This is a genomic window from Pseudomonas sp. GW821-FHT02A11 (assembly GCF_059421985.1).
The window spans coordinates 37,662-63,792 of the sequence record NZ_JBWKWB010000029.1 but is presented as its reverse complement, the minus strand read 5'-3'; the positions used below and the strand labels follow the sequence as shown (position 1 = coordinate 63,792).

Genomic DNA, 26,131 nt, shown 5'->3' with positions numbered 1-26,131 from the left:
CGATGCTTCATCTCACGTCAGCGGGAGGCGAATTCTACAGCGTTACAACCTGCTGTCAACCACCTTTTTCACCGCTTGCGATCAGAGCGTTTCAACCAAAGCACTTCCTTACCATTTCGAACCTTCAACTCATTGAATCTCAAGGAGTTTTCGGTTCCGACTGCGTCGGAAGTGGGGCGAATTATAGAGAGATTCAAAAGCCCGTCAAGCACTTATTTGATTTCATTCCAAATTCAACGTAACGCGTCCGAAAGCCTTCTTGCCGGCCTGGCAAACATGGGTCGCGCCAACCTTGAAGACAAAGCTGCGATCAACCACTTCACCATCTATACGCACTCCACCGGAAGCGAGCAGATCGCGAGCGACGGCAGAGTTCTTCACCAGGCCTGCCTTATTAAGGACGGCAGCGATTGGCATGTCTTCGGTACCCGACACGGAAATCTCCGGCAGATCCTCAGGCAGCTCGCCATCCTTCATACGGTTGCCCGCCGAACGATGGGCCGACGCCGCAGCTTCTTCACCATGAAAACGCGCAACAATCTCTTCGGCCAGCTTGATCTTGATGTCTCGCGGATTCGCACCCGCTTCGCAATCAGCCTTGAAGCCTTCGATCTCTTCCATGGAGCGGAAGCTCAGCAGCTCGAAGTAACGCCACATCAGCGCATCCGGTATGGAAACCAGTTTGCTGTACATGATGCCCGGCGCTTCCTGAATGCCAACGTAGTTGCCCAACGATTTGGACATCTTCTTCACGCCATCCAGACCTTCGAGCAGCGGCATGGTCAACACGCATTGCGCTTCCTGACCGTAGGCACGTTGAAGCTCGCGACCCATAAGAAGGTTGAATTTCTGATCGGTACCGCCCAGCTCGACGTCGGCACGCAAAGCCACCGAGTCGTAGCCCTGAACCAGCGGATAGAGGAATTCGTGAATGGCGATGGATTGATTCGACTTGTAACGCTTGTCGAAGTCATCGCGCTCGAGCATGCGCGCCACGGTGTACTGAGAGGACAGGCGAATGAAGTCGGCCGGGCTCAGTTGATCCATCCAGCTGGAGTTGAACGCTACTTCGGTCCTGACTGGATCGAGAATCTTGAAGACTTGAGCTTTGTAAGTCTCGGCGTAGTCGAGCACCTGCTCACGGGTCAGCGGCGGGCGGGTAGCGCTCTTGCCGCTAGGGTCGCCGATCATGCCGGTGAAATCGCCGATCAGAAAAATGACCTGATGGCCCAGCTCCTGGAACTGACGCAGCTTATTAATAAGCACCGTGTGACCCAGGTGCAGGTCTGGCGCCGTAGGATCGAAACCGGCCTTGATGCGCAGTGGCTGACCACGCTTAAGCTTCGTGACCAGTTCGGACTCGACCAGGAGTTCATCCGCGCCACGCTTGATCAGCGCTAGCTGCTCTTCAACCGACTTCATTTCAGCCCCGTCATGCCTTATTTCAAAGGGGAACAACCATACAAGATCACCGCCCAAATACAAGTTCTGGAAACAGAAGGCCGACGAATCAGGGAACGATCCGAACGCAAGCTTGCCTCAGGCAGGATTTGGTTATATTTTATACAGTTATTTCATCTTCATCATGTCATTCATCTTTTCCATTTCATCTTTTTTCAAAGTCAAAATTACCTATGAACGACACTCCGCCTAAAGCGCCTCCGCTTTATCCGAAGAGCCACCTGCTCGCAGCCAGCGGTATCGCAGCCCTGCTGAGCCTGGCCCTTCTGGTTTTTCCATCCAGTGATGTCGAAGCCAAAAAAACCAACCTCAACCTCGAACTGGACACGCCGGTCGAGCAGTTCAAGCAAGAACAAGACGCTCAAGATCAGTCCCAAGCCACAGAACTTCCTGCAGAATCTCCGTTCGCCCAGATCGAAAATGGCGACGACGAGGCTGACGACACCGCCAAAACCGAGCCCGAAGCCGCACCTGCAAAGCCTGCGAAAGACGTCGCAGCCGCTGCGAAAGGCCCGAATCACAAGGAAGTGGTCGTCTCCAAGGGCGATACCCTTTCAACCCTGTTCGAGAAAGTCGGCCTTCCGCCCGCGGCCGTTCATGAAGTCATCGCCAGCGACAAACAGGCCAAGCAGTTCAGCCAGTTGAAAAACGGCCAGATCCTGCAGTTCGAACTCACCCCTGAAGGCACGCTCAAGCAGCTGCACAGCAAGCTGACCGACCTGGAAAGCATCAGCCTCTCCAGAACGGAGAAGGGCTACACCTTCACTCGCGATGTCAGCAAACCCAACGTTCGAACAGCCTACGTTCACGGCGTGATCAGCAATTCCTTGTCACAATCGGCCCAGCGTGCCGGCCTGAGCCACAGCATGACCATGGATATGGCCAACATTTTCGGCTATGACGTGGACTTCGCGCAGGACATCCGCAAGGGTGACGAATTCGACGTGATCTACGAACAGAAAGTGGTCAACGGCAAGACTGTCGGCACCGGCAATATTCTTTCCGCCCGTTTCACCAACCGCGGCAAGACCTACACCGCTGTGCGTTACACCAACAAACAAGGCAACACCAACTACTACACCGCCGATGGCAACAGCATGCGCAAGGCGTTCATCCGCACTCCGGTTGAATATGCCCGCATCAGCTCGCTGTTCTCGATGGGCCGCAAGCACCCGATCCTCAACAAGATCCGCGCCCACAAAGGCATCGACTATGCTGCTCCTCGCGGTACGCCAATCAAGGCAACCGGTGACGGCAAGGTGATTCTGGCCGGTCGTCGTGGCGGCTACGGCAACACCGTGATCATCCAGCACGGCGAAACCTATCGCACGCTGTATGGCCACATGCAGGGCTTTGCCAAAGGCATCCAGAACGGTTCCAGCGTCAAGCAAGGCCAAGTCATCGGCTATATTGGAACAACCGGCCTTTCGACAGGTCCGCATGTACATTACGAGTTCCAGGTAAACGGCGTTCACGTTGATCCGCTGGGCCAGAAGCTGCCCATGGCAGACCCGATCGCCAAATCCGAAAAACAGCGGTTCATGCAAGAGAGCCAACCTTTGATGGCGCGCATGGACCAGGAAAAGGCCACCATGCTGGCCTCGAGTAAGCGCTGACCCATGACTTTATATGTAGGTGTAATGTCCGGAAGCAGTCTTGATGGACTGGACTTCGCGCTGGTAGAACAGGATGACCGACCACGCTTGCTCGGCACCCACTACATTCCCATGCCTGACGATCTGCGCGCCGAGCTGCTTGGCCTGTGCGCCAGCGGCCCGGACGAACTGGCGCGCGCCGGTATCGCCGAGCAGAAGTGGGTACGCCTTGCCGCTCAGGGTGTGCACGCGCTGCTGGATCAGCAGAACAAGCTGGCAGGCGAGATTCGCGCCATTGGCAGCCACGGCCAGACCATTCGCCATGAACCGGCGCGGGGCTTCACGATTCAGATCGGCAACCCTGCCCTGCTGGCCGAGCTGACCGGCATCACCGTCGTCAGCGACTTCCGCAAGCGTGATATCGCGGCAGGTGGTCAAGGCGCGCCGCTGGTTCCTGCCTTCCACGAAGCGCTGTTCGACGACAACAAGGACTATCGCGCAGTCCTGAACGTTGGCGGTTTCAGCAACCTCAGCCTGATCGAGATCGACAAGCCGGTTTCCGGCTTCGACTCAGGCCCGGGCAACGTGCTGCTCGATGCATGGATTCAAGCCCAGCGCGGCCTGAGCTACGACAAGGATGGCGCCTGGGGGGCAAGCGGGACAGTCAATGCTGACCTGCTCAAGTCGATGCTCAGCGACCAGTTCTTCCAGACCAAGGGCCCTAAAAGCACCGGTCGTGAGGTGTTCAACCTTGGCTGGGTGCATCACCATCTGTTCCAGCTGCCGACGCTCAAGCCCGAAGACGTGCAGGCTACGTTGCTGGAAGTGACCGCGTTGAGCATTACCGAGTCGCTGCATTCGGCGCAGGCGCAGACCAAGGAGTTGCTGGTCTGTGGCGGCGGCGCACACAACAAGGCGCTGATGGCTCGGCTGGCTGCGCTGCTGCCGAACACCAAGGTGTCGAGCACCGCCGAGTTCGGGGTGGATCCTGACTGGGTCGAGGCCATGGCCTTCGCTTGGCTGGCGCATTGCGCGCTGGAAAGCGTTCCGGCCAACCGCCCGAGCGTCACCGGCGCTGCGGGTCTGCGCGTTCTCGGAGCCATCTACCCCGCGTAACGCCAGGCCAGAATGCAAAATGCCGCGCAGATGCGCGGCATTTTGGTTTGCGAACAGCTTGAAGCGGAGGAATCAGATCGAGAACGACGAGCCGCAACCGCACGTGGTGGCGGCGTTCGGGTTCTTGATCACGAAACGGGAGCCTTCCAGCCCTTCCTGATAATCCACCTCTGCGCCCGCCAGATACTGGAAGCTCATCGGGTCGACAACCAGGCTGACGCCCTCGCGCTCAACGATGGTGTCATCGTCGGCAACGTCTTCATCAAAAGTAAAACCGTACTGGAAACCGGAACAGCCGCCGCCCGTCACGAACACACGCAACTTCAGGCGATCATTGCCTTCTTCATCGACCAGGGTTTTCACTTTGTGCGCTGCACCTTGCGTGAATTCCAGAGCCGTAGGCGTGAAGGATTCAACACTCATGCTCAATATCTCCCGGCGGTAAGCCGTCATAATGCGTAATGACGACCATTATCCGCTTCTCCTAGAAAATCGGTCAACTATTCTGACGGCAGCCACTAGCTGCAAGCGACAAGCTGCAAGTGAAAAGCGTGGGATCCGGCTTCACGCTTGAGGCTTGGAGCTTGCTGCTTGAAGCTGCTTCTAAGGAAGCAACGCTGCGTGGGACAGGCCCAGACGCTCGTCCAGGCCGAACATGATGTTCAAGTTCTGCACCGCCTGACCCGACGCGCCTTTGACCAGGTTGTCGATAACCGACAGCACCACCACCAGATCACCACCCTGAGGGCGGTGAACGGCGATGCGGCAGACGTTGGCGCCACGCACGCTACGGGTTTCCGGGTGGCTACCGGCAGGCATGACGTCGACGAACGGCTCGTTGGCGTAACGCTTCTCGAACAGCGCCTGCAGATCCACCGACTTGTCGACGACAGTCGAATACAGGGTCGCGTGAATGCCGCGGATCATCGGGGTCAGGTGAGGCACGAAGGTCAGACCGACATCGCCGCCCGCTGCACGACGCAGGCCCTGGCTGATTTCCGGCAGGTGACGGTGGCCTTTAACGGCGTAGGCCTTGAAGCTTTCGCTGGTCTCGGCATACAGCGAACCGACGCTTGCGCCACGGCCCGCGCCGCTGATGCCGGATTTGCAGTCGGCAATCAGACGCGTCGGGTCAGCCAGACCGGCTTCGAGCAGCGGCAGGAAACCCAGCTGCGTAGCGGTTGGGTAGCAGCCCGGGACTGCAATCAGGCGCGCGCTTTTGATCTTTTCGCGATTGACCTCAGGCAGGCCGTACACCGCTTCAGGCAGCAGCTCCGGCGCGCCGTGGGGCTGGTTGTACCATTTGGCCCATTCATCGGCGTCCTGCAGACGGAAGTCGGCAGACAGGTCAATGACCTTAGTGCCCGCCGCCAGCAGTTCGCCCGCCAACGCATGTGCAACGCCGTGTGGGGTGGCGAAGAACACCACGTCGCAGGCGCCCAGCACGTTCACGTCCGGCACGCTGAACGCCAGGCCGTCGTAGTGACCGCGCAGGTTCGGATACATCTCGGCCACTGGCAGACCTGCTTCGGAGCGCGAAGTGATCGCAACCACTTCAGCTTGCGGATGCTGTGCCAGAAGACGCAGCAACTCGACGCCGGTGTAACCCGTGCCACCGACGATACCGACCTTGACCATAACCTGCCCTCAACGAAACCACTGGAAAGCCGGTGATAATATGAGCCCAGCGTCTCTGGGACAACCGTGAACGTGACGTACGGGCACGCAAGCCACTACTATTTGCGCCACCGTGATCCTGGAAAAAACCAAAATGCTCTATCTGTGGATAAAAGCACTGCACATCGTTTCCATCGTTTGCTGGTTCGCCGGCCTCTTTTACCTCCCTCGCCTGTTCGTCTATCACGCCATGAGCGAAGACGCCGTCAGCCGCGAGCGTTTCTGCACCATGGAGCGCAAGCTATACCGTGGAATCATGGGCCCGGCGATGATCGCCACGCTGGTGTTTGGCATCTGGCTGATTACACTCATCCCCGGCTACCTTCAGCAAGGCTGGTTGCACGCCAAGCTGACCCTGGTGGTCATCCTGATCGGCTACCACCACATGTGCGGTGCCCAGGTGAAACGCTTCGCGCGCGGCGAAAACGGTCGCAGCCATGTGTTTTATCGCTGGTTCAACGAAATCCCTGTATTGATCCTGTTGGCGATCGTCATTCTGGTGGTCGTCAAACCGTTCTGATCTCACGCACCAGACGCTTTTAACCCAAGACAAGGAAGCCGAGCATGGCCGAACACTTCAAGATCGTTTTCGAAGGACAGCTGCGAACGGGTGTCGACCTGGAAACGGCACGTCTGAACCTCGCGCAGCTGTTCAAGAGCGATGTGTCGAGCATCGACCGCCTGTTCACCGGCAAGCCCATGACGGTCAAACGCGGTCTGACCCAAGACGATGCCCAGCGCTACCTGAAGGCGCTGAACGACGCGGGCATGGAAGCGCGGATTGAACCCGAGCAGCCGGTGGCCTGGACCCTTGAAGAGATAGAGGAGCCCGCACCGGTCAGACCGGCATTCGAACCTGCGGCCTCGCCCTACGCGCCACCGCGCTCGGCGGTCACCCAGGACTGGCCTGCCGAGGGCGAGCTCAAGGTCTTCACCGTTCAGGGCCGCATCGGCAGGTTGCGTTATCTGGCCTGGACCATGGCGCTGAGCTTTGTGGGCATGCTGCTCGCGGCCCTGTGCTTTGGGGTGTTGAGCATGTCCCTGGTGGCGGGCGGATTGCTGGCCACCGTGCTGGTGATCGCCTTTTTGGTGGTGAGTATTCAAATGGGCGCCCAGCGTCTGCATGACGCAGGCTGGTCTGCCTGGTTGTTGCTGCTGAACCTGATCCCTTTGGTCAACAGTGTTTTCCCGCTGTTGATGATGGTCATTCCAGGCAACGCAGGCCCTAACCGTTACGGCCCGCCACCGCCGAAGAACACCCGCTCGGTGAAGGTCCTTGCCGCGCTTTGGGTGATCTTCCTGGCACTGGTGTTCGTCGGCGCCCTGTTGGGCGGCTTCAACAAGATCAAAGAAGAAGTCGAGGCCACGACCGGCGACTACGAACAGTCGCTGCCCTATGACGACGATTCGGATCAGGCCACACCCGATGTCCAGGTTGAGCCCGCCACGCCCCCTGATGCGGGCGATGACGACGAAGATCAATAACTGCCTGACCGCACGGAAGCGGTCTGGACATGTGCAACACTGGAGAATTGCATGACCCGTTACGCCTTGGTCACAGGCGCATCCAGCGGTATTGGCCTGGCCATCGCTGAAGCCTTGGCCCGCCGTGGTCGCCCTTTGATTCTGGTGTCCCGTCATCGGGACATGCTGGAGAGCATCGCGATCGAATTCACTCAGCGCTTCGGCGTCGAGGTGCTGTTTCGCGCCTGCGATCTGGGTGAGCCGTTGCGCCTTTCAGGTTTTTTGCTGGAACTGGAAGAGGGCGAGCGGCAGATCGACCTGCTGGTCAATTGCGCCGGCATTGGCAACAGCGGGCCGTTTCTCGCCCAGGAATGGGCGCAGGAGCAGGACCTGCTAGACCTCAACGTGCTGGCCATGACTCGCCTGTGTCATACCGTTGGCAACCTGATGGCGGTTCAAGGTGGCGGCCAGATTCTCAATGTCGCGTCGATCATGGGGTTTCAGCCAGGCCCCTGGATGAGCACTTACGCGGCGAGCAAAGCGTTCGTGCTGCATTTTTCTGAAGGCCTGCGTGAAGAACTGAAGAAAACCGGCGTGAAGATTTCCGTGCTGTGCCCGGGCCCGACGCGTACTTCTTTCTTTCGCACCGCGCAGCTCAATGCCGACAAATTCACCGACGACAAGACGATGAGCGCCGAAGAAATCGCACTCTATACCGTCCGCGCCCTCGACAAGAACCGCGCCATTATCATCCCCGGCTGGCGCAATCGCGTCCTGACGCGTCTGCCGCGCTTCGCCGGTCGCTGGCTGACCCGCAAGATCTGGGGTTCGATGCTCAAGTCGCGTACCTCGGTCTGACCCCAAGGCAAGAAACGGCTGGGCGTGGCACAACGCGCTCAGTACACTCGGCGAATGCCCCTCGAAACGGAGAAACAAGGCTGTGGAAACTCTGTTCACCAAGATCATCAACCGGGAGATTCCGGCGAAGATCATCTACGAAGACGACCAGGTACTGGCCTTTCACGACATCGCCCCACAGGCGCCGGTGCATTTTCTGGTCATCCCGAAAAAACCCATCGCCACCCTCAATGACGTGACCGAAGAAGACAAGGGTCTGCTGGGCCATATCCTCTTCACCGCGCAGCGCCTGGCCAGGGAGCAAGGGTGCGAGGATGGCTTCCGCGTGGTCATGAACACCAATGAGAAAGGTGGCCAGACCGTCTATCACATTCACATGCACGTGCTGGGCAAGCGTCAGATGACCTGGCCGCCGGGCTGAGTCGCAATTTCAACGACTTATACCCGTCGAGCGTCTATCACGCGCCTCGGCGGGCTGACGCAAGGCAAGCCTCGTCACATTGATTGAGGTAGACTGGCCGCCGTGGATTTATCCGGAGGTGCCCATGGCTACCGAACGTCACTACTCCCCTATCGACCGTTTTCTGCTGCAAGCCGACGCCGCGATGAAAACACTGCTGCCCGCCAGCGCGCACTCTCACCGCCCCTCGCCTGCCATCGTTCAACCCGACACGAAGATGAGCGAGATCGACACCAGACATGTCGCAGGTCTCATGCGCATCAATCACACCGGCGAAGTCTGTGCCCAGGCGCTGTATCAGGGTCAGGCCCTGACCGCGAAGCTTCCCCACGTGCGCAAGGCCATGGAGCACGCCGCCGAGGAAGAAATCGACCATCTGGTGTGGTGCGAACAACGCATTCGCCAACTGGGCAGCCATACCAGCGTGCTTAATCCGCTGTTCTACGGCATGTCCTTCGGCATCGGCGCAGTGGCCGGTCTGATCAGCGATAAGGTCAGTCTGGGGTTTGTCGCCGCGACGGAAGATCAGGTTTGCAAGCACCTGAACGAACATCTGGAGCAACTGCCGGTCGAGGACGAGAAGTCCCGGGCGATCCTTGAGCAGATGCGTACCGATGAAGAGCAGCATGCCGAAGGCGCCATCGACGCGGGAGGTTATCGCTTCCCCGCACCGGTGAAGTTCGGCATGAGTTTGCTGGCCAAGGTCATGACCAAGAGCACGTATCGGGTTTGACTTGAGATTTGCCGGAGCTGATACCTGTAGGAGCGAATTCATTCGCGAAAGATAAGTCAGGCGACAGAGATGCATCGATTGAACGGGCCTCTCGCGAATAAATTCGCTCCCACAGGGTTGTGTACATCCTTTGGCCGATGTGAGAGATCCAGTCTTCGTGAGCAAGCTCACTCCCACAGGTCTCGCGCTCGACACATATACCGAATAGCAGACATAAAGAAGGCGCCTCAATGGCGCCTTTTTTGTTCAATTGTTCAGCCTGACGATCAACCCAATTCGACGATTTCGTAGTCTTGGGTGATTTCAACGCCCGCATTGCCCAGCATGATCGACGCCGAGCAGTATTTCTCGGCTGACAGTTCGATCGCGCGTTTGACCTGGGTTTCCTTCAACCCGCGGCCCTTGACCACGAAGTGCAGGTGGATCTTGGTGAACACCTTGGGGTCTTCAGTGGCGCGTTCGGCTTCCAGGAACGCTTCGCAGCTTTCAATCGGCTGACGGGCTTTCTTGAGGATGCTGACGACGTCGAAGTTGCTGCAACCACCCAGGCCGATCAGCACCATTTCCATCGGGCGCACACCCAGGTTGCGGCCGCCGCTCTCGGGCGGGCCGTCCATCACGACCACGTGACCACTGCCCGACTCGCCAAGGAACATGGCCTCACCCGCCCATTGAATACGCGCTTTCATCCCCAGGACTCCAATGCTTGAAAAATGGCGGCCAGCTTAGCACAAGGCCGTTATGTCGCTGAGCGAGCTGAAAATGTCGAGAAGCGACAGAAATGTAGGAAATTTCCGAAAAAATGGCGAATTGCCGCTGTCGAACTGCGACAAATCAGAAATACTGCCGATACCTATAAGAATGCCCCAGGGCGCAGTTTTTTACGGGATACAGCCATGCTTGCCATGACCCCTCCAAACAAAATGAAACTCCTCGACAAGCTTCTCCCCTACGCTCAACGGCGTCGGTGCGCCGCCAAGAGCAACATCATCTGTGCGGGTGAGCAGTCCGAGTCTCTGTACCTGATCATCAAAGGCTCGGTGACGATCCTGATCGAAGACAGTGATGGCCGCGAGATGATCGTGGCCTACCTCAACAGCGGCGATTTCTTCGGCGAGCTGGGGCTGTTTCAGCCTGTCAGCACAGGCTCCGAACGCAGCGCCTGGGTACGCGCCAAGACCGAGTGCGAAGTGGCCGAGATCAGCTACGCCAAATTCCGCGAGTTGAGTCAGCACGATCCCGAACTGATGTACGCCATGGGCGGCCAAATGGCCGAGCGCTTACGCAATACCACGCGTAAGGTGGGCGACCTGGCGTTTCTCGACGTCACCGGTCGTGTTGCCCGCAGTCTGCTGGACCTGTGCAAACAGCCAGACGCCATGACTCATCCCGACGGCATGCAGATCAAGATCACGCGCCAGGAAATCGGCCGTATTGTGGGGTGCTCGCGGGAAATGGTCGGTCGCGTCTTGAAGGCGCTGGAAGAACAGAAGCTGGTGCATGTGCGCGGCAAGACCATGGTGGTGTACGGCACACGTTGAGCGCGTTTACAGGCGGGCGAAGATGTCCGCGTAGCGCTCGCCCAGTCGGGATATGAAATCCCCAGCGGCAAACAACTCGTGCAAGGCGATGTGACTCTCGGCTCGACAGCGCTGTTCAAGATCACACATCTGATTGAAGCGGTTAACGGCATTGGCCATGTCGACCCGCTCGTTATCCAGCAGCATTGCGCCATGGGCCAGGACGACCGGGCGCTGCCCACCTTGACTCTGACGCCAGCGCTGGGCCGTGCCGACCATCTTGCGGCCGTCGAGATTGACGTTGAAGCGACCGTCACAAAACGCGCCTTCGACTTCACCCAGCGACGCCACGCCGCCCAGTTCGCTCAACACGTCGAGCATGGGCTGACACAGGCGCATGTAGGCTCTCTCGATGCGATCACGGTCCAGATCGGATTTGGGCTGCACGTAGACTAGCGCGACGTTCACCGTGGCAGGTGACTGCGGCACCGGTTCACCGCCGCTTTCACGCAGCAGGACGGGCCAACCGATATCGGCGAGGGTCTCGCTGGCTTCGGTGAAGCCATCAAGGCGGCTCAAGCGACGGGGCATGACCAGCGCATGCTCATTGGGCCGCCAGAACAGCAGCCCGTAATCGGCATCCCCGGCGCAAACCGAGGCGAGCAGGTCCTGCTCGGCCTTGAGTCCGGCTTCGACGCAGATATCGATAACGCTCATTCAAAATCCTCAGGTCGACGATGCTGACATCAGATGCACTCGCGGCCGTGAATCGAGCCCCCTGTGGGAGCGAATTCATTCGCGATTGGCCGTTACGTCTGACACGTTTGCGTCGAATGCACTACCGCTTCGCGAATGAATTCGCCCCCACAGCCCCAGGACCGCGAGCATTCTAAGGGCTTGATCAGTCCAGCGTACTGGACTTGATCGCCGCAGTGCCCTTCTCCGGGAAGAACAGGCGCTGCAATTCCACGCCCGGCTTTTCGGCGCGCATGAACGCTTCGCCCACCAGGAAGGAATACACCTCGCTGATTTCCATCAGCTCGACATCGGCACGGTTGAGGATGCCGCTCTCGGTGATCACCAGACGCTCGCGAGGGATGCGTGGCAGCAGATCGAGCGTGGTTTCCAGGCTGACCTCGAAGGTGTGCAGGTTGCGGTTGTTGATGCCCACCAGCGGGGTGTCGAGGGTTTTCAGTGCGCGCTCCAACTCATCGCCATCGTGCACTTCGACCAGCACATCCAGACCGACCCCTTTGGCAACGCAGGCCAGCTCGGCCATCTTCACATCGTCCAGCGCGGAGACGATCAACAGGATGCAATCGGCGCCCAGGGCGCGAGCCTCGACAACCTGATACGGGTCGATCATGAAGTCCTTGCGAATCACCGGCAGCTTGCACGCGCCACGGGCTTCCTTCAGGTACGCATCGGCGCCCTGAAAGAAGTCGATGTCGGTGAGCACCGAGAGGCAGGTTGCGCCACCCGCTTCGTAGCTTTTGGCGATCTCGGCGGGTTGGAAGTTCTCGCGAATCACGCCCTTGCTCGGGGATGCCTTTTTGATTTCGGCGATGACCGCGGGCTGCTTGCGCTTGGCCTGCTCGATCAGCGCGTTGGCGAAACCACGCGGCGCGTCGGCGGTGGCGACCAGAGTTTCCAGCTCGGACAAGCTGACGCTGGCACGACGCGCCGCGACCTCTTCAGCCTTACGGGCAAGAATCTTTTCCAGTACCGTCGGCACACTCATCCTTCATTCTCCTGTTTGAATACCGCAGTGAAGGCGCCCAGCTCTTCCAGTTTTTCACGGGCAAGGCCGGTATGCAGCGCATCGTGGGCCAGTTCCACGCCTTCTTTCAACGTCGCGGCATGATCTGCAGCATAGAGCGCAGCACCGGCATTGAGCACAATCATTTCGGCCGCTTTCTGACCGTTCTCGGTCTTGCGGCGCCCCAGCGCATCACGGATCAATTCCAGCGACTGCTGCGGGCTGTCGACCACCAGACCGAACAGGCTCTGGCTCTTCATGCCCAAGTCCTCCGGCTGCACCCAGTACTCGGCGACTTCGCCGTTTTTCAGCTCAGCAACGAAGGTCGGCGCGGCGAGGCTGAATTCGTCCAGGCCGTCCTGGGAATGCACCACCAGCACGTGTTTACTTCCCAGACGCAACAGCACTTCGGCCAGTGGGCGGCAAAGAGCCTGACTGAACACGCCAACCACCTGATGCTTGACGCCTGCCGGGTTGGTCAGGGGGCCGAGCATGTTGAACAGGGTGCGCAGGCCCATTTCCTTGCGCGGGCCTGCTGCGTATTTCATCGCCTGATGATGGGTCTGGGCGAACATGAAGCCGATGCCGACACTGTCGATGCAGCGCGCCACCTGCACCGGCGTCAGGTTCAGGTACACGCCTGCGGCTTCCAGCAGGTCAGCGCTGCCGCTCTTGCCCGACACCGCGCGATTGCCATGCTTGGCCACCGTGCAGCCAGCGGCCGAGATGACCAGCGAAGCCGCCGTGGACACGTTGAAGATGTTCGCGCCATCACCGCCGGTGCCGACGATGTCGACCACGCGGTCTAGCGACTTGAGCTCGACCTGATCAGCCAGCTCGCGCATGACCGAGACCGCTCCGACGATTTCGTCGATGGTTTCGCTTTTCATGCGCATGCCCATCAGGAACGCGCCGATCTGCGCCTGAGTGCACTGGCCGGTCATGATTTCGCGCATGACGTCGCGCATTTCGTCGGTGGTCAGGTCCAGTTGATTCACAACCCGGCCCAACGCCGTCTTGATATTCATTGCCATAACGAAGTGCCCTTAACCCTGACGAGTGCCGCCGGTCTGCTTGAGGAAGTTGGCGAACAGCTCGTGGCCCTGCTCGGAGAGAATCGACTCAGGGTGAAATTGCACACCCTCGACATTCAACGTCTTGTGGCGCAGGCCCATGATTTCATCGACCGAGCCGTCTTCAAGCTGGGTCCATGCGGTCATTTCCAGGCAGTCCGGCAGGGTTTCGCGCTTGACCACCAGCGAGTGGTAGCGGGTCACGGTCAGCGGATGTTTCAGGCCTTCGAACACGCCCTTGTCTTCGTGGATCAGGTCGCTGGTCTTGCCGTGCATCACCTGACGGGCGCGAACCACGTCGCCGCCGAACGCCTGACCGATGGACTGATGGCCCAGGCAGACACCCAGCACCGGCAGCTTGCCGGCGAAGTGTTTGATCACGTCAATGGAAACGCCCGCCTCGTTCGGCGTGCAAGGGCCCGGGGAAACCACGATGCGCTCGGGGTTCAGGGCTTCGATCTCGGCGACGGTCATTTCGTCGTTGCGGATCACTTTAACGTCGGCGCCCAGCTCGCCCAGGTACTGCACGACGTTATAGGTAAAGGAGTCGTAGTTATCGATCATCAGCAGCATGGTGTGCTTAACCTCTTGAAATCTGACCTTTATTCGAACCTTCGAAATCCGTGCCCGGTTTATCGCCCCGCGGTTTCAGCGCTTTGGAAAAGCGCGCTGGCGGCGGACGTCACGGGTTGAAGGCAGGGTGTTGCAGGGCCGGAAGTTCCGGCAGGAGAAAAAGTCAGGCGCGCCAACGCCAGCGGGCGTGGGCCTTGATAACGCGCATCAAGAGTTTGCTGACAATTGTCACGGAAGGGGTCTCGTCTAAACGTTTCGGGACATTAGCGTACCGAACCCGGTGGCGCAACCGCATTCTACGATAGAAAAAAGCCAATGGAAGCAGGCAGATCGGCATGCATAGGGCGTATCAGTCCCCCGTGCACATGCCTGACTGTTGATGCATGACATGGCGATATGTGTCGTAACTGCTACCTTCTCGTTCAGCAATACATAAAAAGAAGGGATTTCTCGATGCTCAACACTGTTCTGCGCCGCCCTTTCGCGGCCTGTCTCCTCTCGCTCGCCTGCTACTCGGCCATGGCGGCGTCTTCTCCTTACTCGACGATGATCGTCTTCGGCGACAGCCTCGCTGACGCGGGCCAGTTCCCCGATGCTGGCGGACCTGCCGGCGCGACTTTGCGCTTCACCAACCGTGTCGGCCCGACTTACCTGAACGGCAGTGGCGAAGCGTTCGGGTTGAACTCATCGACGCTCTTGGGCGGCATGCTGGGCGTCGCACCCAACGACCTGCAGGCCTCGACTTCGCCAGTGCGCGCGGCTCAAGGCCTGGCGGACGGCAACAACTGGGCGGTGGGCGGGGATCGAACGGACCAGATCCTCGCGGCCATCACCACCCAGTCCCAGGTCGCCAACACCACCTCGGGCGTAACGACGGTTTTGCGCACCCGCCCGGGCTATCTGGTCGAGAACAATTTTCGCGCCGACCCCAATGCCCTTTATTACCTGACCGGGGGCGGCAATGACTTCCTGCAAGGGCGCGTGCTCAGCCCGGGCCAAGCCATCAGCGCAGCCAATAACCTCGCCGATGGCGCACAAGTGCTGTCCCAGGCAGGCGCGCGCTACATCATGGTCTGGCTACTGCCGGATATCGGCCAGACCCCAGCGGTGTTCGGCACGCCATTGCAAACCCCTTCGACGTTGCTCAGCGGCGTGTTCAACCAGCAGTTGATCAGCCGCCTTGGGCAGATCGACGCCGAAGTCGTCCCACTCAACGTGCCGGGCCTTGTCCGGGAAGTCCTGGACGATCCTGCCCGTTTCGGCCTGGCCGCCGATCAGAACCTCGTCGGCACCTGCTTCAGCGGCAACAGCTGCACCGCCAACAGCGTTTACGGCATCGGTGGCACCACGCCCGATCCGAGCAAATTGCTGTTCAACGATGGCGTGCACCCGACAGTCGCGGGCCAGCGCCTGATCGCCGACTACGGTTACTCGATCCTCTCGGCACCGTGGGAAATCACCTTGCTCCCGGAGATGGCCAACGGCACCTTGCGCGCGCAGCAGGATGAGCTGCGCAGTCAGTGGCTGGCAGACTGGGGCAACTGGCAGAACGTCGGAGAATGGCGCGCCATCGTCGCAGGTGGTGGTCAGAAACTGGACTTCGATGCGCAAGGTAGTTCCGCGAGCGGCGACGGCCATGGCTACAACCTGACCGTCGGCGGCAGCTACCGCTTTGCCGAAGACTGGCGCGCAGGGCTGGTTGCCGGCGCCTATCGGCAAACGCTGGAGGCCGGGCCCAGGGATTCGGACTACAAGCTCAACAGTTACATCGCCACGGCTTTCGTGCAGTTTCAGGCAAATCACTGGTGGGCGGATCTGGCCGCGTCAGGCGGCAAGCTGGACTACGACAACCTCAAGCGCAAATTCGCGCTCGGGGTCAGCGAGGGCGCAGAGAAAGGCGACACTGATGGCAACCTCTGGGCCCTCAGCGGAAGGCTTGGCTATGACTTGGCCGAGCAGAGCAGCCGCTGGCATGTCTCACCCTTCATCAGTGCCGACTACTCGCGCGTGGAGGTCGATGGCTATTCGGAGAACAGCACCCGCGCCACCGCGCTCAACTACGGCGACCAGACCCGCCGGTCCAAACGCCTGGGCGCAGGCCTGCAAGGCAAGTTCGAGATCACGCCACAGACGCAGGTGTTCGGTGAAGTCGCCCACGAGCGCGAATTCGACACCGATCAGCAGGACGTGACCATCGCCCTGAACAGCGTGCCGGGGGTGGATTTCAATCTGCAGGGGTATGAACCGCAGCGCAGCCTGAATCGGGCGAGCGTGGGGGTGAGCCAGAAACTGGCACCCGACCTGACGTTAAGGGCCGGCTACAACTGGCGCAAGAATGATGACGTGACACAGCAAGGGGTGAATCTGGCACTGAGCCTGGATTTCTAGCGCCGCGCAAAAAACTGTGGGAGCGAATTCATTCGCGATGGGTCTGTCAGCCGACACATTTCCATCGCCTGAGCCGCCGTTCGCGAATGAATTCGCTCCCACAGATATCACTTCTTTCGATCACGCCTGCGGCGTCTGTTCCGCCAGCGCCACCGCGCGGAACATTGCACGGCGTTTGTTCAGGGTTTCTTCCCATTCCAGCGCCGGGACCGAGTCGGCCACGATGCCGCCGCCAGCCTGCACGTGCAGCTCGCCGTTCTTGATCACCGCCGTACGAATGGCAATCGCGGTGTCCATGTTGCCGTTCCACGCCAGGTAGCCCACCGCCCCGCCGTAGACGCCACGCTTGACCGGCTCCAGCTCGTCGATGATTTCCATCGCGCGGATTTTCGGTGCGCCTGACAGGGTGCCCGCCGGCAGGATCGCCCGCAGTGCGTCCATCGCCGTCAGCCCGCTTTTCAGCTGGCCGGTGACGTTGGAAACGATGTGCATGACGTTGGAATAACGCTCGATGACCATCTTCTCGGTCAGGTTCACCGAACCGATTTCCGAAACGCGGCCCGTGTCGTTACGCCCCAGGTCGATGAGCATCAGGTGCTCGGCGATTTCCTTGTCGTCGGACAGCAGGTCGACTTCCAGCGCGTGGTCCGCTTCTTCGGTCGCGCCGCGAGGACGAGTGCCGGCGATCGGGCGCACGGTGATCAGATTGTCTTCGACCCGCACCAGCACTTCCGGCGAACTGCCGACGACGTGGAAGTCGCCGAAGTTGAAGAAATACATGTACGGCGTCGGGTTGAAGCAACGCAGCGCGCGGTAGAGATCGATCGGCGCGGCCTTGAAGTCGATGGACATGCGCTGGGACGGCACCACCTGCATGCAGTCGCCCGCCAGGATGTATTCCTTGATGGTGTCGACGGCTTTTTCGTAGTCGCCCTGGGTGAAGCTGGAACGGAAGACCGGCTCTGCTGCCTGCGGACGGGTCAGGTCCAGACCGCGACGCGGCGTGATCGGCTGACGCAGTTTCTCCATCAGTTCGTCCAGACGCGTCAGGCCACTTTCATAGGCTTCAGGCTGCGACGGATCGACCAGCACGATCGCGTGCATCTTGCCCGCGAGGTTGTCGAAGACGACGACCGCGTCGGAAACCATCAGCAGGATGTCCGGCACGCCCACTGGGTCCGGGTTCGGGCACTTGCCCAGACGCGGCTCGACGTAGCGCACGCAGTCGTAACCGAAGTAACCCACCAGACCGCCGTTGAAGCGCGGCAGGCCGGCGATGGTCGGCACGTTGTAGCGCGCCTTGAAGGTTTCGACGAAGGTCAGCGGGTCTTCGGCTTGCAGACGTTCGATCTCGACGCCGTCGTGGGTCACGCTAATGGTGTGCTCGTGCACGCGCATCACGGTCCGGCACGGCAGGCCGATGATCGAGTAACGGCCCCACTTCTCCCCGCCCTGCACCGACTCCAGCAGATAGGAGTTGGGCGCATCGGCGAGTTTCAGGTAGATCGACAGCGGCGTGTCGAAGTCGGCAATGGTTTCAAGGGCAAGCGGAATGCGGTTGTAGCCTTCGGCGGCCAGGCGCAGGAATTCTTCGCGGGTCATGATCAGCCTCGTGGTCTGAGGGTAAAACGGTCAGGTGTGCAAACGTGCCGAACGTGCGGCCAGATTCAAGTCAGGCGCGCCAACGCCAGCGGGCCAGGGCCTTGATGACTTTCATCCAGAGTTTGCGAGTGACCACCACGATGGATTCTCTAAAGGAGGGAGGTTTAACGTCGGGCAACGTTATCTCAGCCCCAAGATCTAAGCAACCGGGAATCAATTTGCGCAGATCATCGATCACCAACGCAGGCGATTCCTCGGCAATCGGGCGGCCATGGTTGTAGCCGTAGCTCAACGCCACGCAGGCGACACCGGCGGCTTTGGCGGCCAGCACGTCATTGCGCGAGTCACCCACGAACAGCGATTGCGAGCCTGGCACGCCGGCCATTTTCATCACGAAAAACAGCGCCGCCGGGTCAGGCTTTTGCTGTGGCAGGGTGTCGCCGCCGACGATCCAGCGGAAGAAACGACCCAGCTTCATGTCGTCGAGCAGCGGCGCGACGAAACGCTCCGGCTTGTTGGTGATCAGGGCCATTTCCACGCCCTGCTTCTGCAGCCACTTCAGGGTTTCGCGCACGCCGGGGTAGACCTGGGTCAGCGAATGGTTATCGCCGTAGGTCTCCATGAAAATGGCCAGCGCTTCTTCGCTTGACGCTTCATCGACCGAGGAGTGATCCATGTCATTGGCCAGGGCGCGGCGCACCAGCACGCGCACGCCGTTGCCGATCCAGTCACGCACGCGCTCGATGCCCGCAGGCGCGCGTCCGAGCTGGGTCAGGGTTTTATCCACAGCTGCGGCCAGGTCCGGCACCGAGTCGACCAGTGTGCCATCCAGATCGAACATGATCAGTTTGGGCAGGCGACCCGGAAACAGCTGCTCGAAGCCGCTCATCAGCGGGCCAACGCCAGTTCTGCACGCATTTTTTCAATGACCTCTTTGTAGTCGGGTGCATTGAAGATGGCCGAACCCGCCACGAAGGTGTCGGCACCCGCTGCAGCGATGTCACGAATGTTCTGGACATTGACGCCGCCGTCGATTTCCAGGCGGATGTCGCGCCCGGAGGCATCGATCAGCGCGCGGGCTTCACGCAGCTTGTTGAGGGTGCCAGGGATGAATTTCTGACCACCGAAGCCTGGGTTGACGCTCATGAGCAGGATCATGTCAACCTTGTCCATGACGTATTCGAGCAGGTTGAGCGGGGTTGCCGGGTTGAACACCAGGCCAGACTTGCAACCGCCTTCGCGTATCAGCTGCAGGGAGCGGTCGATGTGCTGGGTCGCTTCCGGGTGAAAGGTGATGTAGGTCGCGCCGGCTTCGACGAAGTCGCCGATGATGCGGTCGACCGGGCTGACCATCAGATGCACGTCGATGGGCGCGGTGATGCCGTACTTGCGCAGCGCCGAGCAAACCATCGGGCCGATGGTGAGATTGGGGACGTAATGATTGTCCATGACGTCGAAGTGAACGATGTCGGCGCCAGCGGCCAGGACATTGTCGACTTCCTGACCCAGACGGGCGAAATCGGCGGACAGAATCGACGGAGCAATAGCGAAGGGCTGCATGACGCACCTTTTTTGAGCGAAATCACGGTGGCGCGCATTGTACTCCAAGAGTTTGAAACGTGGGTCGCGGGCGGATGAATGCGGTTTCATCTGAGGATGTGCTGCAGCCCGCCCCACACTGAGAGTCTCGTGAATGACGGCCTTCCCCTTTGGGAGCGAATTCATTCGCGAGAGGCCCGTGCATCCGATACATCGTTGGCGGATGCAGCACCGCATCGCGAATGAATTCGCTCCCACAGAGGATGTGCGTCTATCAATCGGCCAGCGCTTCTTCCTTCACACGCTCGGTTTTTGCCACCGGCTTGGCATCCACAGCCTTCAGGTCCTTGCTGAACGTGCCGTCCACTTCGCCCTTGAAGAAATTCTTGCCGTAGATCAGCAGGCACAGCACCACGCCAATCGCGAATGCCCAGCTCGCGCCCTTGATCGCCAGCACCGCGCCGATCACGCCGGCGATGCCCAGGTCACGCTGGCTGCGCGCTTCGAGGATGCCCAGGCGCACACTGACGTAGCCCTGAATCAGCAAGGTCAGCGACAACGCCACACCGAGGATCGGTTGGACCAGGGTCACGACCGGCAACAGCAGCAAACCAGTATTGGTGCCCCATCGGAACGAGCCCACGCCGCCGATGATCGACTGCATGGCCTTGGGGCCGCCTTTGAAACGCTCGATCACGACAACCAGCATCGCCGCCCATTTCGGGCCACACATGGCGACGTCCGGGCCAAAGATGCTCATGAAGGCATTGCGCGCGCCAAAGATCAGGTGAGCGCGGTCCGGGTTGTAGTCTACGACTTCATCGGTGCGGACGGTTTCTGCTTCATCGAGCAGCGATTTCGCACTCAATACGTCGCCAAAGACGATGATGTACACCGCCAGCATGGTCGGCAGCGCCGAGATGAACATCGACAGCGGCGGCATGCCCAGCCCGAACACGGTGTAGTGGTTCCACAGCCCTGCGAAGTCCGGTTTGCTGATGCCCCACTGAATGGTCGGCCACGGCACTTCACCGAACAGCGGCGCGATCACCACCGCCATCAGAATGATCGGCAGGATCCCCAGCTTGGCGCCCTTCTTTTCTGAAGAGCAGCCACCAGAAACGGCTGCGCTGTTTCAGCTCATTGAAGTGCTGGGAGAAGATCAGGAGGAATGTTGGACATTGAGTGCACCTGTCTTATTGGTCTTATTCGTGGGTCTTGTGGCGGCAGGCGCCCGTACCGTATGGCCGGGCGACGTGGCTTTTCGGGATCAGTAGGCTGCGCGGTAGATTTTCTCGATATCGGCGGCGGTCAATTTGCGCGGGTTGTTGCGCATCAGGCGGTCGATCTTGCTGGCCTCTTCGGCCATGGCAGGAATGGCATCTTCCGGCACGTTGAAGCTGCGCATGCCCGACGGGATGTCGACGGCGGCGCACAGCTCTGCCATGGCCTTGACGGCCTGATCGGCGGCGTCCTTGTCGCTCAGGTCGGCAACGCGCACGCCCATGGCTTCGGCGATGTCGCGAAAGCGCTCGACGCAGGCCATCTTGTTCCACTCCATCACGTACGGCAGCAGCAAGGCATTGCTGACGCCGTGGGCGATGTTGAAGCGCCCGCCCAACGGATAAGCCAGCGCATGCACTGCGCCCACGCCGGCATTGCCGAACGCCATGCCGGCCATCAGGCTGGCGGTGGCCATGTCTTCGCGGGCGTGCAGGTTGGCCGGGTTGGCGTAGGCCTTGGGCAGCGCCTTGGCGATCAGCTTGATCGCGCCCAGGGCAATGGCATCGGTGATGGGCGAGGCGTTGACCGACAGATACGACTCCACCGCATGCACTAGTGCGTCGACACCACTGGCGGCGGTCACGCTACGCGGGCAGGTCAGGGTCATGACCGGGCTGACCAGCGCGACGTCCGGCAGCAGGTAATCGCTGACGATGCCTTTTTTCAGCTGGGCTTCTTTGTCAGAGAAGATCGCGACGTTGGTCACTTCGGAACCGGTGCCTGCGGTGGTTGGAATCGCAATCAGCGCAGGGCCCTTGCGTTTCACCAGGTCCACACCGAACAGCTCGGCCAGCGGCCCTTCGTGACCGGCGAATGCGACAACGCCCTTGGCGATGTCGATGGCGCTGCCGCCACCCAGACCGATCAGGCCGTCGTGCTCACCTTCGCGGTAGGCGCGGGTGCAGTCCTCGACGATGGAGATTTCCGGCTCGGGTTTGACCTGATCGAAAATCCCGTAACGACGACCACCCAGCTGCGCCAGCGCGAGGTCGACGGTGCCGGACTTGACCAGAATGGCGTCGGTGACGATCAGCGGGTTGTTGACGTTGAGGCGAGTCAGTTCAGCGGCAAGCTGATCTATGGCCGCAGGGCCTGTGATCAGTTTGTTGGCGATTTTGAAGGCACTGATGTTGGAGAGAGTTGCGCTCATCGGGCTCGTCCTGTGTGCATTGTTTTATTGGAAGACGTGACAGATGAGATAGCGAAAGCTGTGCCAATCCGTGCAAAACCCCGTGTTATAAGGCCTTGCGCGAATCACGCGAGGTTTGCAAGGGTTTTGAACGGCAAGTTCCGATCAGCTTTTTGATCGTTTTAGCAGGTGTTGATTGAAATGCTGATCAGAGCGCTGCCAGCTCGTACGATCCCAGCGCTTCATCTTCTGCACGACCGTGGCCTGGCTCACGCCCAGGGCTTTTGCGGCGAGTCGCGTGGTCTTGTGCACCTGCAGCGCCGCGCGAATCGCCGAGCGTTCGGCGTTTTCCAGCACCTTGCGCAGCGGCAGACGGCTGTCGTCGGTGTTCTGCGGATTGAGGTTGAGGATTTCCTCGGGCAGGTCCAGCGCCTCGACGACACCGCTCTGGTTGGTCACCACCAGCCGTTCGACCATGTTGATCAGCTCACGAATGTTGCCGGGCCAGGCGTACTCGCACATCAGGTCAAGCGCTTCGAGGCTCCACTGCACCTGCCGCTCGTAGCGGGTATTGAAGCTGTCGAGGTAGTAATGCAGCAGCGGCGGAATTTCTTCGCTGCGCTCGCGCAGGGCCGGAATGCTGATGGGCACCACGTTGAGCCGGTAATACAGGTCAGCGCGAAATTTCCCTTCGGCCACCCGGCTTTTAAGGTCGTGGTGGGTGGCGCTGATGATCCGCACATCAACCTCTTTCAGCTCCAGGCCGCCCACCGGAATGAAGCGGTTTTCTTCGATGACCTTGAGCAGCTTCACTTGAACCGGCAGCGGCAGGTCACCGATTTCATCGAGAAACAACGTGCCGTGGTGAGCCAGTTCCAGCATCCCGCGCTTGCCTTTCGGGCCTGCCCCGGTGAACGCGCCTGGGGCATAGCCGAACAGCTCGGCTTCGATCAGGTTTTCGGGCAGCGCGCCGCAGTTGAGTGCCAAAAACGGCTCGCCCGCCCGGGGGCTGGCGTTGTGGATGAACTGCGCAACGAGGGTCTTGCCGACACCGGTTTCCCCTTGTAGCAGGACTTTTACCGAGCTGCTGGCCACCTGCCTGGCCAAGGCGAAGACCCGACCGGACACTTCCTGATCGGCCATCAACGGCGAATGCAACAGGTTGTCGCGCTGCCCGGCGTGGAGCTTGGCGGTGCTGTTACGTAGTTGCTTAAGCTGCTGAAGCTCGTCTCGCTCGTGCTTCATGCGCAGCAGTTCGGTCATGTCGCGCACGGTGCTGACGACGTAGGAAACCCGGTGTTCGGCATCGAGAATCGGCGTTGCGCTGACGAGGAGTTTTTTCCCCTGACTCAGGCTCTGCATCACGGAAACGGGGCGGCCTTCCTGCAGCACCCGCAGCGAGGCCGATTGCGAGATAACGCCTTCCTTGACCAGCTCCTGCATCGAACGGCCCACCAGCTCGGTCCCGCTCAAGCCGGTCAGTCGCTCATAGGCGTGGTTGACCTTGAGGGTCTTGCCGTTGCCGTCGGTGATGTAGACGCCGTCGTGCAGAGCGTTGAGCAGTTCTTCGAAACTGGCGTCGTTGACGTTCACCGAGGGGCTCCGTGGCGGGGTGAGGAGCGGTGAAGTTTAAACGGTGATAGAGCAATTGATACAAAACAGGAGGTAGAAATGCGATCGCCTGTGGGAGCGAATTCATTCGCGATGCGGCAGTACATTCAGCGGAATTTGTCGAATGTAATGGCCTCTCGCGAATGAATTCGCTCACACAGGGGGGTGATGTGTATCTCTTACTCCACCGCCGTACGCAACTTCTCACTGCGCCCACGCAACCATTCCAGCACCAGCAACAGCACCACCGAAAACCCGATCAGCAGGGTCGCCGCTGCTGCAATGGTCGGGCTGAGGTTTTCGCGAATGCCGCTGAACATCTGCCGTGGCAATGTCGCCTGTTCGGGACCGGCGAGGAACAGCGTCACAACCACTTCATCGAACGAAGTGGCAAACGCGAACAGCGCACCCGAGATCACCCCCGGTGCGATCAGCGGCAGCGTCACGCGGCGGAAGGTGGTCACAGGCGACGCGCCGAGGCTCGCAGCAGCACGCACCAGGTTGTAGTTGAAGCCCTGCAACGTCGCCGACACGGTGATGATCACAAATGGCACACCCAACACCGCGTGGACCAGAATCAGCGAGGTGTAGCTGTTGCCCAGCCCCAACGGAGCGAAGAACAGGTAGCTCGCCACACCGACGATCACCACCGGCACCACCATCGGCGAGATGACCAGCGCCATGATCAGTGACTTGCCGCGGAAGTTACTGCGGGTCAGGCCGATCGCCGCCAGGGTGCCGAAGCCCATGGCCAGCAGGGTCGCCGCCGGGGCAACGATCATGCTGTTCTTCAGCGAGCGCATCCACTCCGCCGAGTTGAAGAAGTCTTGATACCAGTGCAGCGAGAAGCCCTGCAGTGGGTACACCAGAAAGCTGCCGGAGTTGAACGACAACGGCACGATCACCAGCACCGGCAGCACCAGGAACAACAGAATCAGGCCGCACAAAATGCGCAAGGTGTAAAACCAGACCCGTTCTGCGGGCGAGGAATAGGGGCTCAACATGGTCATTCTCCTCAGCTCAGGCGCAGGCGGCTGGCGCCAACCAGCCAGCTATAAATCAGGTACAGCACGACGGTCGCCAGCAATAGCAGGCCGCCCAGGGCGGTCGCCATGCCCCAGTTGATGCTGGTGTTGGTGTAGAACGCCACGAAGTAGCTGACCATCTGATCGTTCGGGCTGCCCAGCAGCGCCGGGGTGATGTAGTAGCCGATGGCGAGGATGAACACCAACAGACAGCCCGCGCCGACACCGGCGTAGGTCTGCGGGAAGTACACCCGCCAGAAGCTGGCGAAGGGGTTGCAGCCCAGGGAAATCGCCGCACGCATGTAAGTCGGCGAGATGCCTTTCATCACGCTGTAGATCGGCAGGATCATGAAGGGCAGCATGATGTGGACCATCGAGATGTACACGCCGACCCGGTTGAACACCAGCTCCAGCGGCTTATCGATGATGCCCATGGCCATCAGCGCGCCATTGATCAGGCCGCCCGATTGCAGCAGCACGATCCACGCCGCGACGCGCACCAGGATCGACGTCCAGAACGGCAGCAGCACGAGAATCATCAGCAGGTTGCTCTGACGCGCGGGCAGGTTGGCCAGCAGGTACGCCAGCGGGTACGCGAGGAACAGGCAGATCACTGTGATTACCAAGCCCATCCAGAAGGTGCGGGTAAAGATGTCGATGTAGATCGCCTGATCAGGGGTCGCAGGCGCCACTTCACCGAGGTCATCGATGCGATGGTCGACAGCGGCCAGCAAGTAATACGGGGTAAAGCTTGAGGTGTTGCGACGGATCGCCTGCCAGTACGCCGGATCGCCCCAGCGTTCGTCGATACTCTCCAGGCCTTCTTTATAGGAGGCGGGTTCTTCTTTGAACGGCAGCGCGCGAGCGGTTTTCGCCAGCAGACTGCGGTAACCGGCCAGCTCCTGGTTCAGGCGCTTGGACAGATCGCCCAGGGTCTGATTCTTGCGGGCGTCGGCCAGGTCCTGGCTTGCCGCCTTGTACACAGCCTCCGGTGGCAACCCCTTGCCATCCCACTTGCTCACTTGCGTCACAGTGAGCGGCATGCCGCCAACCACTTCAGGGTTGCTGACGCTTTTGTAGAGCAGCGCCGCGATCGGCACGAGAAATACCAGCAGCAGGAAAATCGCCAATGGCGCGATCAACGCCTGAGCCTTCCAGCGGTTGACGCGCTCGGCACGGGCCAGGCGTTGCTTCAAGGTCGGGCTGGCGCCTTCAGTCAGGGGCACGGCGGTGGCCATAGCGAACTCCGAAATCTTTCAACGAT

24 protein-coding genes and 1 pseudogene are annotated in these 26,131 nt (G+C 60.1%); 9 read left to right on the top strand and 16 right to left on the bottom strand.

Features of this window, described 5'->3' with window-relative positions; genetic code table 11:
• Positions 1-222: 222 nt before the first annotated feature.
• Entirely contained in the window at positions 223-1,422 is a 1,200-nt protein-coding gene (gene tyrS / locus AC07V9_RS26310; protein ID WP_495018550.1) for a tyrosine--tRNA ligase, read from the bottom strand.
• 212 nt (positions 1,423-1,634) lie between these two features.
• Between tyrS and AC07V9_RS26305 the strand changes: the two genes are divergently transcribed.
• Entirely contained in the window at positions 1,635-3,077 is a 1,443-nt protein-coding gene (locus tag AC07V9_RS26305; protein WP_495018549.1) for a peptidoglycan DD-metalloendopeptidase family protein, read from the top strand.
• 3 nt (positions 3,078-3,080) lie between these two features.
• The gene (locus AC07V9_RS26300) at positions 3,081-4,172 is read left to right on the top strand and encodes an anhydro-N-acetylmuramic acid kinase (RefSeq protein ID WP_495018548.1); all 1,092 of its coding nucleotides are present in this window, start codon (positions 3,081-3,083) and stop codon (positions 4,170-4,172) included.
• A gap of 72 nt (positions 4,173-4,244) precedes the next feature.
• Here the strand turns inward: AC07V9_RS26300 and erpA are convergent, their stop codons facing one another.
• Positions 4,245-4,595 (bottom strand): iron-sulfur cluster insertion protein ErpA, encoded by a 351-nt coding sequence (gene erpA / locus AC07V9_RS26295; protein WP_074752191.1) that lies wholly within the window; start codon positions 4,593-4,595, stop codon positions 4,245-4,247.
• A gap of 180 nt (positions 4,596-4,775) precedes the next feature.
• On the bottom strand, positions 4,776-5,810 hold the full coding sequence (argC, locus tag AC07V9_RS26290) for an N-acetyl-gamma-glutamyl-phosphate reductase (protein WP_495018547.1): 1,035 nt from the start codon (positions 5,808-5,810) through the stop codon (positions 4,776-4,778).
• A gap of 133 nt (positions 5,811-5,943) precedes the next feature.
• Between argC and hemJ the strand changes: the two genes are divergently transcribed.
• The 5 genes from hemJ (at position 5,944) to coq7 (ending at position 9,364) form a co-directional block, all read left to right on the top strand.
• Positions 5,944-6,369: a protoporphyrinogen oxidase HemJ gene (hemJ, locus tag AC07V9_RS26285; protein ID WP_421423002.1), complete on the top strand. Its 426-nt coding sequence runs from the start codon at positions 5,944-5,946 to the stop codon at positions 6,367-6,369.
• A 44-nt stretch (positions 6,370-6,413) separates the two neighbouring features.
• Positions 6,414-7,334, top strand: a complete 921-nt coding sequence (locus AC07V9_RS26280) for a DUF805 domain-containing protein (RefSeq protein ID WP_495018546.1) — start codon at positions 6,414-6,416, stop codon at positions 7,332-7,334.
• 51 nt (positions 7,335-7,385) lie between these two features.
• Positions 7,386-8,171 (top strand): SDR family NAD(P)-dependent oxidoreductase, encoded by a 786-nt coding sequence (locus tag AC07V9_RS26275; protein WP_495018545.1) that lies wholly within the window; start codon positions 7,386-7,388, stop codon positions 8,169-8,171.
• Positions 8,172-8,253: 82 nt separating this feature from the next.
• Positions 8,254-8,592: a histidine triad nucleotide-binding protein gene (locus AC07V9_RS26270; RefSeq protein WP_495018544.1), complete on the top strand. Its 339-nt coding sequence runs from the start codon at positions 8,254-8,256 to the stop codon at positions 8,590-8,592.
• Between the two features lie 124 nt (positions 8,593-8,716).
• The gene (coq7, locus tag AC07V9_RS26265) at positions 8,717-9,364 is read left to right on the top strand and encodes a 2-polyprenyl-3-methyl-6-methoxy-1,4-benzoquinone monooxygenase (RefSeq protein WP_495018543.1); all 648 of its coding nucleotides are present in this window, start codon (positions 8,717-8,719) and stop codon (positions 9,362-9,364) included.
• 266 nt (positions 9,365-9,630) lie between these two features.
• Here the strand turns inward: coq7 and AC07V9_RS26260 are convergent, their stop codons facing one another.
• Positions 9,631-10,053, bottom strand: coding sequence for an OsmC family protein (locus AC07V9_RS26260; RefSeq protein WP_495018542.1), 423 nt, complete (start codon positions 10,051-10,053; stop codon positions 9,631-9,633).
• A 207-nt stretch (positions 10,054-10,260) separates the two neighbouring features.
• Between AC07V9_RS26260 and crp the strand changes: the two genes are divergently transcribed.
• The gene (gene crp, locus AC07V9_RS26255; RefSeq protein WP_495018541.1) at positions 10,261-10,905 is read left to right on the top strand and encodes a cAMP-activated global transcriptional regulator CRP; all 645 of its coding nucleotides are present in this window, start codon (positions 10,261-10,263) and stop codon (positions 10,903-10,905) included.
• Between the two features lie 6 nt (positions 10,906-10,911).
• Here the strand turns inward: crp and AC07V9_RS26250 are convergent, their stop codons facing one another.
• From AC07V9_RS26250 to AC07V9_RS26235, 4 genes are all read right to left on the bottom strand, one after another.
• On the bottom strand, positions 10,912-11,601 hold the full coding sequence (locus tag AC07V9_RS26250) for a lipoate--protein ligase family protein (protein ID WP_495018540.1): 690 nt from the start codon (positions 11,599-11,601) through the stop codon (positions 10,912-10,914).
• A gap of 184 nt (positions 11,602-11,785) precedes the next feature.
• A complete protein-coding gene (trpC, locus tag AC07V9_RS26245) occupies positions 11,786-12,625 on the bottom strand; it encodes an indole-3-glycerol phosphate synthase TrpC (protein WP_495018539.1) in 840 nt (279 codons plus the stop codon).
• A complete protein-coding gene (gene trpD / locus AC07V9_RS26240; RefSeq protein WP_495018552.1) occupies positions 12,622-13,671 on the bottom strand; it encodes an anthranilate phosphoribosyltransferase in 1,050 nt (349 codons plus the stop codon). The genes trpC and trpD overlap by 4 nt, the downstream gene beginning before the upstream one ends.
• Positions 13,672-13,689: 18 nt before the next feature.
• Positions 13,690-14,289: an aminodeoxychorismate/anthranilate synthase component II gene (locus tag AC07V9_RS26235; protein WP_074752203.1), complete on the bottom strand. Its 600-nt coding sequence runs from the start codon at positions 14,287-14,289 to the stop codon at positions 13,690-13,692.
• A 453-nt stretch (positions 14,290-14,742) separates the two neighbouring features.
• On the opposite strand from AC07V9_RS26235, the gene estP reads away from it, so the two are divergent.
• Positions 14,743-16,677, top strand: coding sequence for an esterase EstP (estP, locus tag AC07V9_RS26230; RefSeq protein ID WP_495018538.1), 1,935 nt, complete (start codon positions 14,743-14,745; stop codon positions 16,675-16,677).
• Between the two features lie 120 nt (positions 16,678-16,797).
• On the opposite strand, the gene trpE is transcribed toward estP, so the two are convergent.
• From trpE to AC07V9_RS26190, 8 genes and pseudogenes are all read right to left on the bottom strand, one after another.
• Positions 16,798-18,279 carry an anthranilate synthase component I gene (trpE, locus tag AC07V9_RS26225; RefSeq protein ID WP_495018537.1) on the bottom strand — a complete coding sequence of 494 codons (1,482 nt, stop codon included), beginning with the start codon at positions 18,277-18,279 and terminating at the stop codon, positions 16,798-16,800.
• A 70-nt stretch (positions 18,280-18,349) separates the two neighbouring features.
• On the bottom strand, positions 18,350-19,168 hold the full coding sequence (locus tag AC07V9_RS26220) for a phosphoglycolate phosphatase (RefSeq protein ID WP_495018536.1): 819 nt from the start codon (positions 19,166-19,168) through the stop codon (positions 18,350-18,352).
• The gene (gene rpe / locus AC07V9_RS26215; protein WP_495018535.1) at positions 19,168-19,839 is read right to left on the bottom strand and encodes a ribulose-phosphate 3-epimerase; all 672 of its coding nucleotides are present in this window, start codon (positions 19,837-19,839) and stop codon (positions 19,168-19,170) included. The genes AC07V9_RS26220 and rpe overlap by 1 nt, the downstream gene beginning before the upstream one ends.
• A gap of 253 nt (positions 19,840-20,092) precedes the next feature.
• Positions 20,093-20,990 (bottom strand): annotated as a pseudogene (locus tag AC07V9_RS26210) (hypothetical protein); the annotation flags it as partial.
• A gap of 98 nt (positions 20,991-21,088) precedes the next feature.
• Positions 21,089-22,252, bottom strand: a complete 1,164-nt coding sequence (locus AC07V9_RS26205) for an iron-containing alcohol dehydrogenase (RefSeq protein WP_495018534.1) — start codon at positions 22,250-22,252, stop codon at positions 21,089-21,091.
• Between the two features lie 144 nt (positions 22,253-22,396).
• Positions 22,397-23,824, bottom strand: a complete 1,428-nt coding sequence (locus AC07V9_RS26200; protein WP_495018533.1) for a sigma-54 interaction domain-containing protein — start codon at positions 23,822-23,824, stop codon at positions 22,397-22,399.
• Positions 23,825-24,021: 197 nt separating this feature from the next.
• Positions 24,022-24,846, bottom strand: coding sequence for an ABC transporter permease (locus tag AC07V9_RS26195; RefSeq protein ID WP_495018532.1), 825 nt, complete (start codon positions 24,844-24,846; stop codon positions 24,022-24,024).
• Between the two features lie 11 nt (positions 24,847-24,857).
• Complete coding sequence (locus AC07V9_RS26190) at positions 24,858-26,105, bottom strand: ABC transporter permease (protein ID WP_495018531.1); 1,248 nt, start codon at positions 26,103-26,105, stop codon at positions 24,858-24,860.
• Positions 26,106-26,131: the final 26 nt, after the last annotated feature.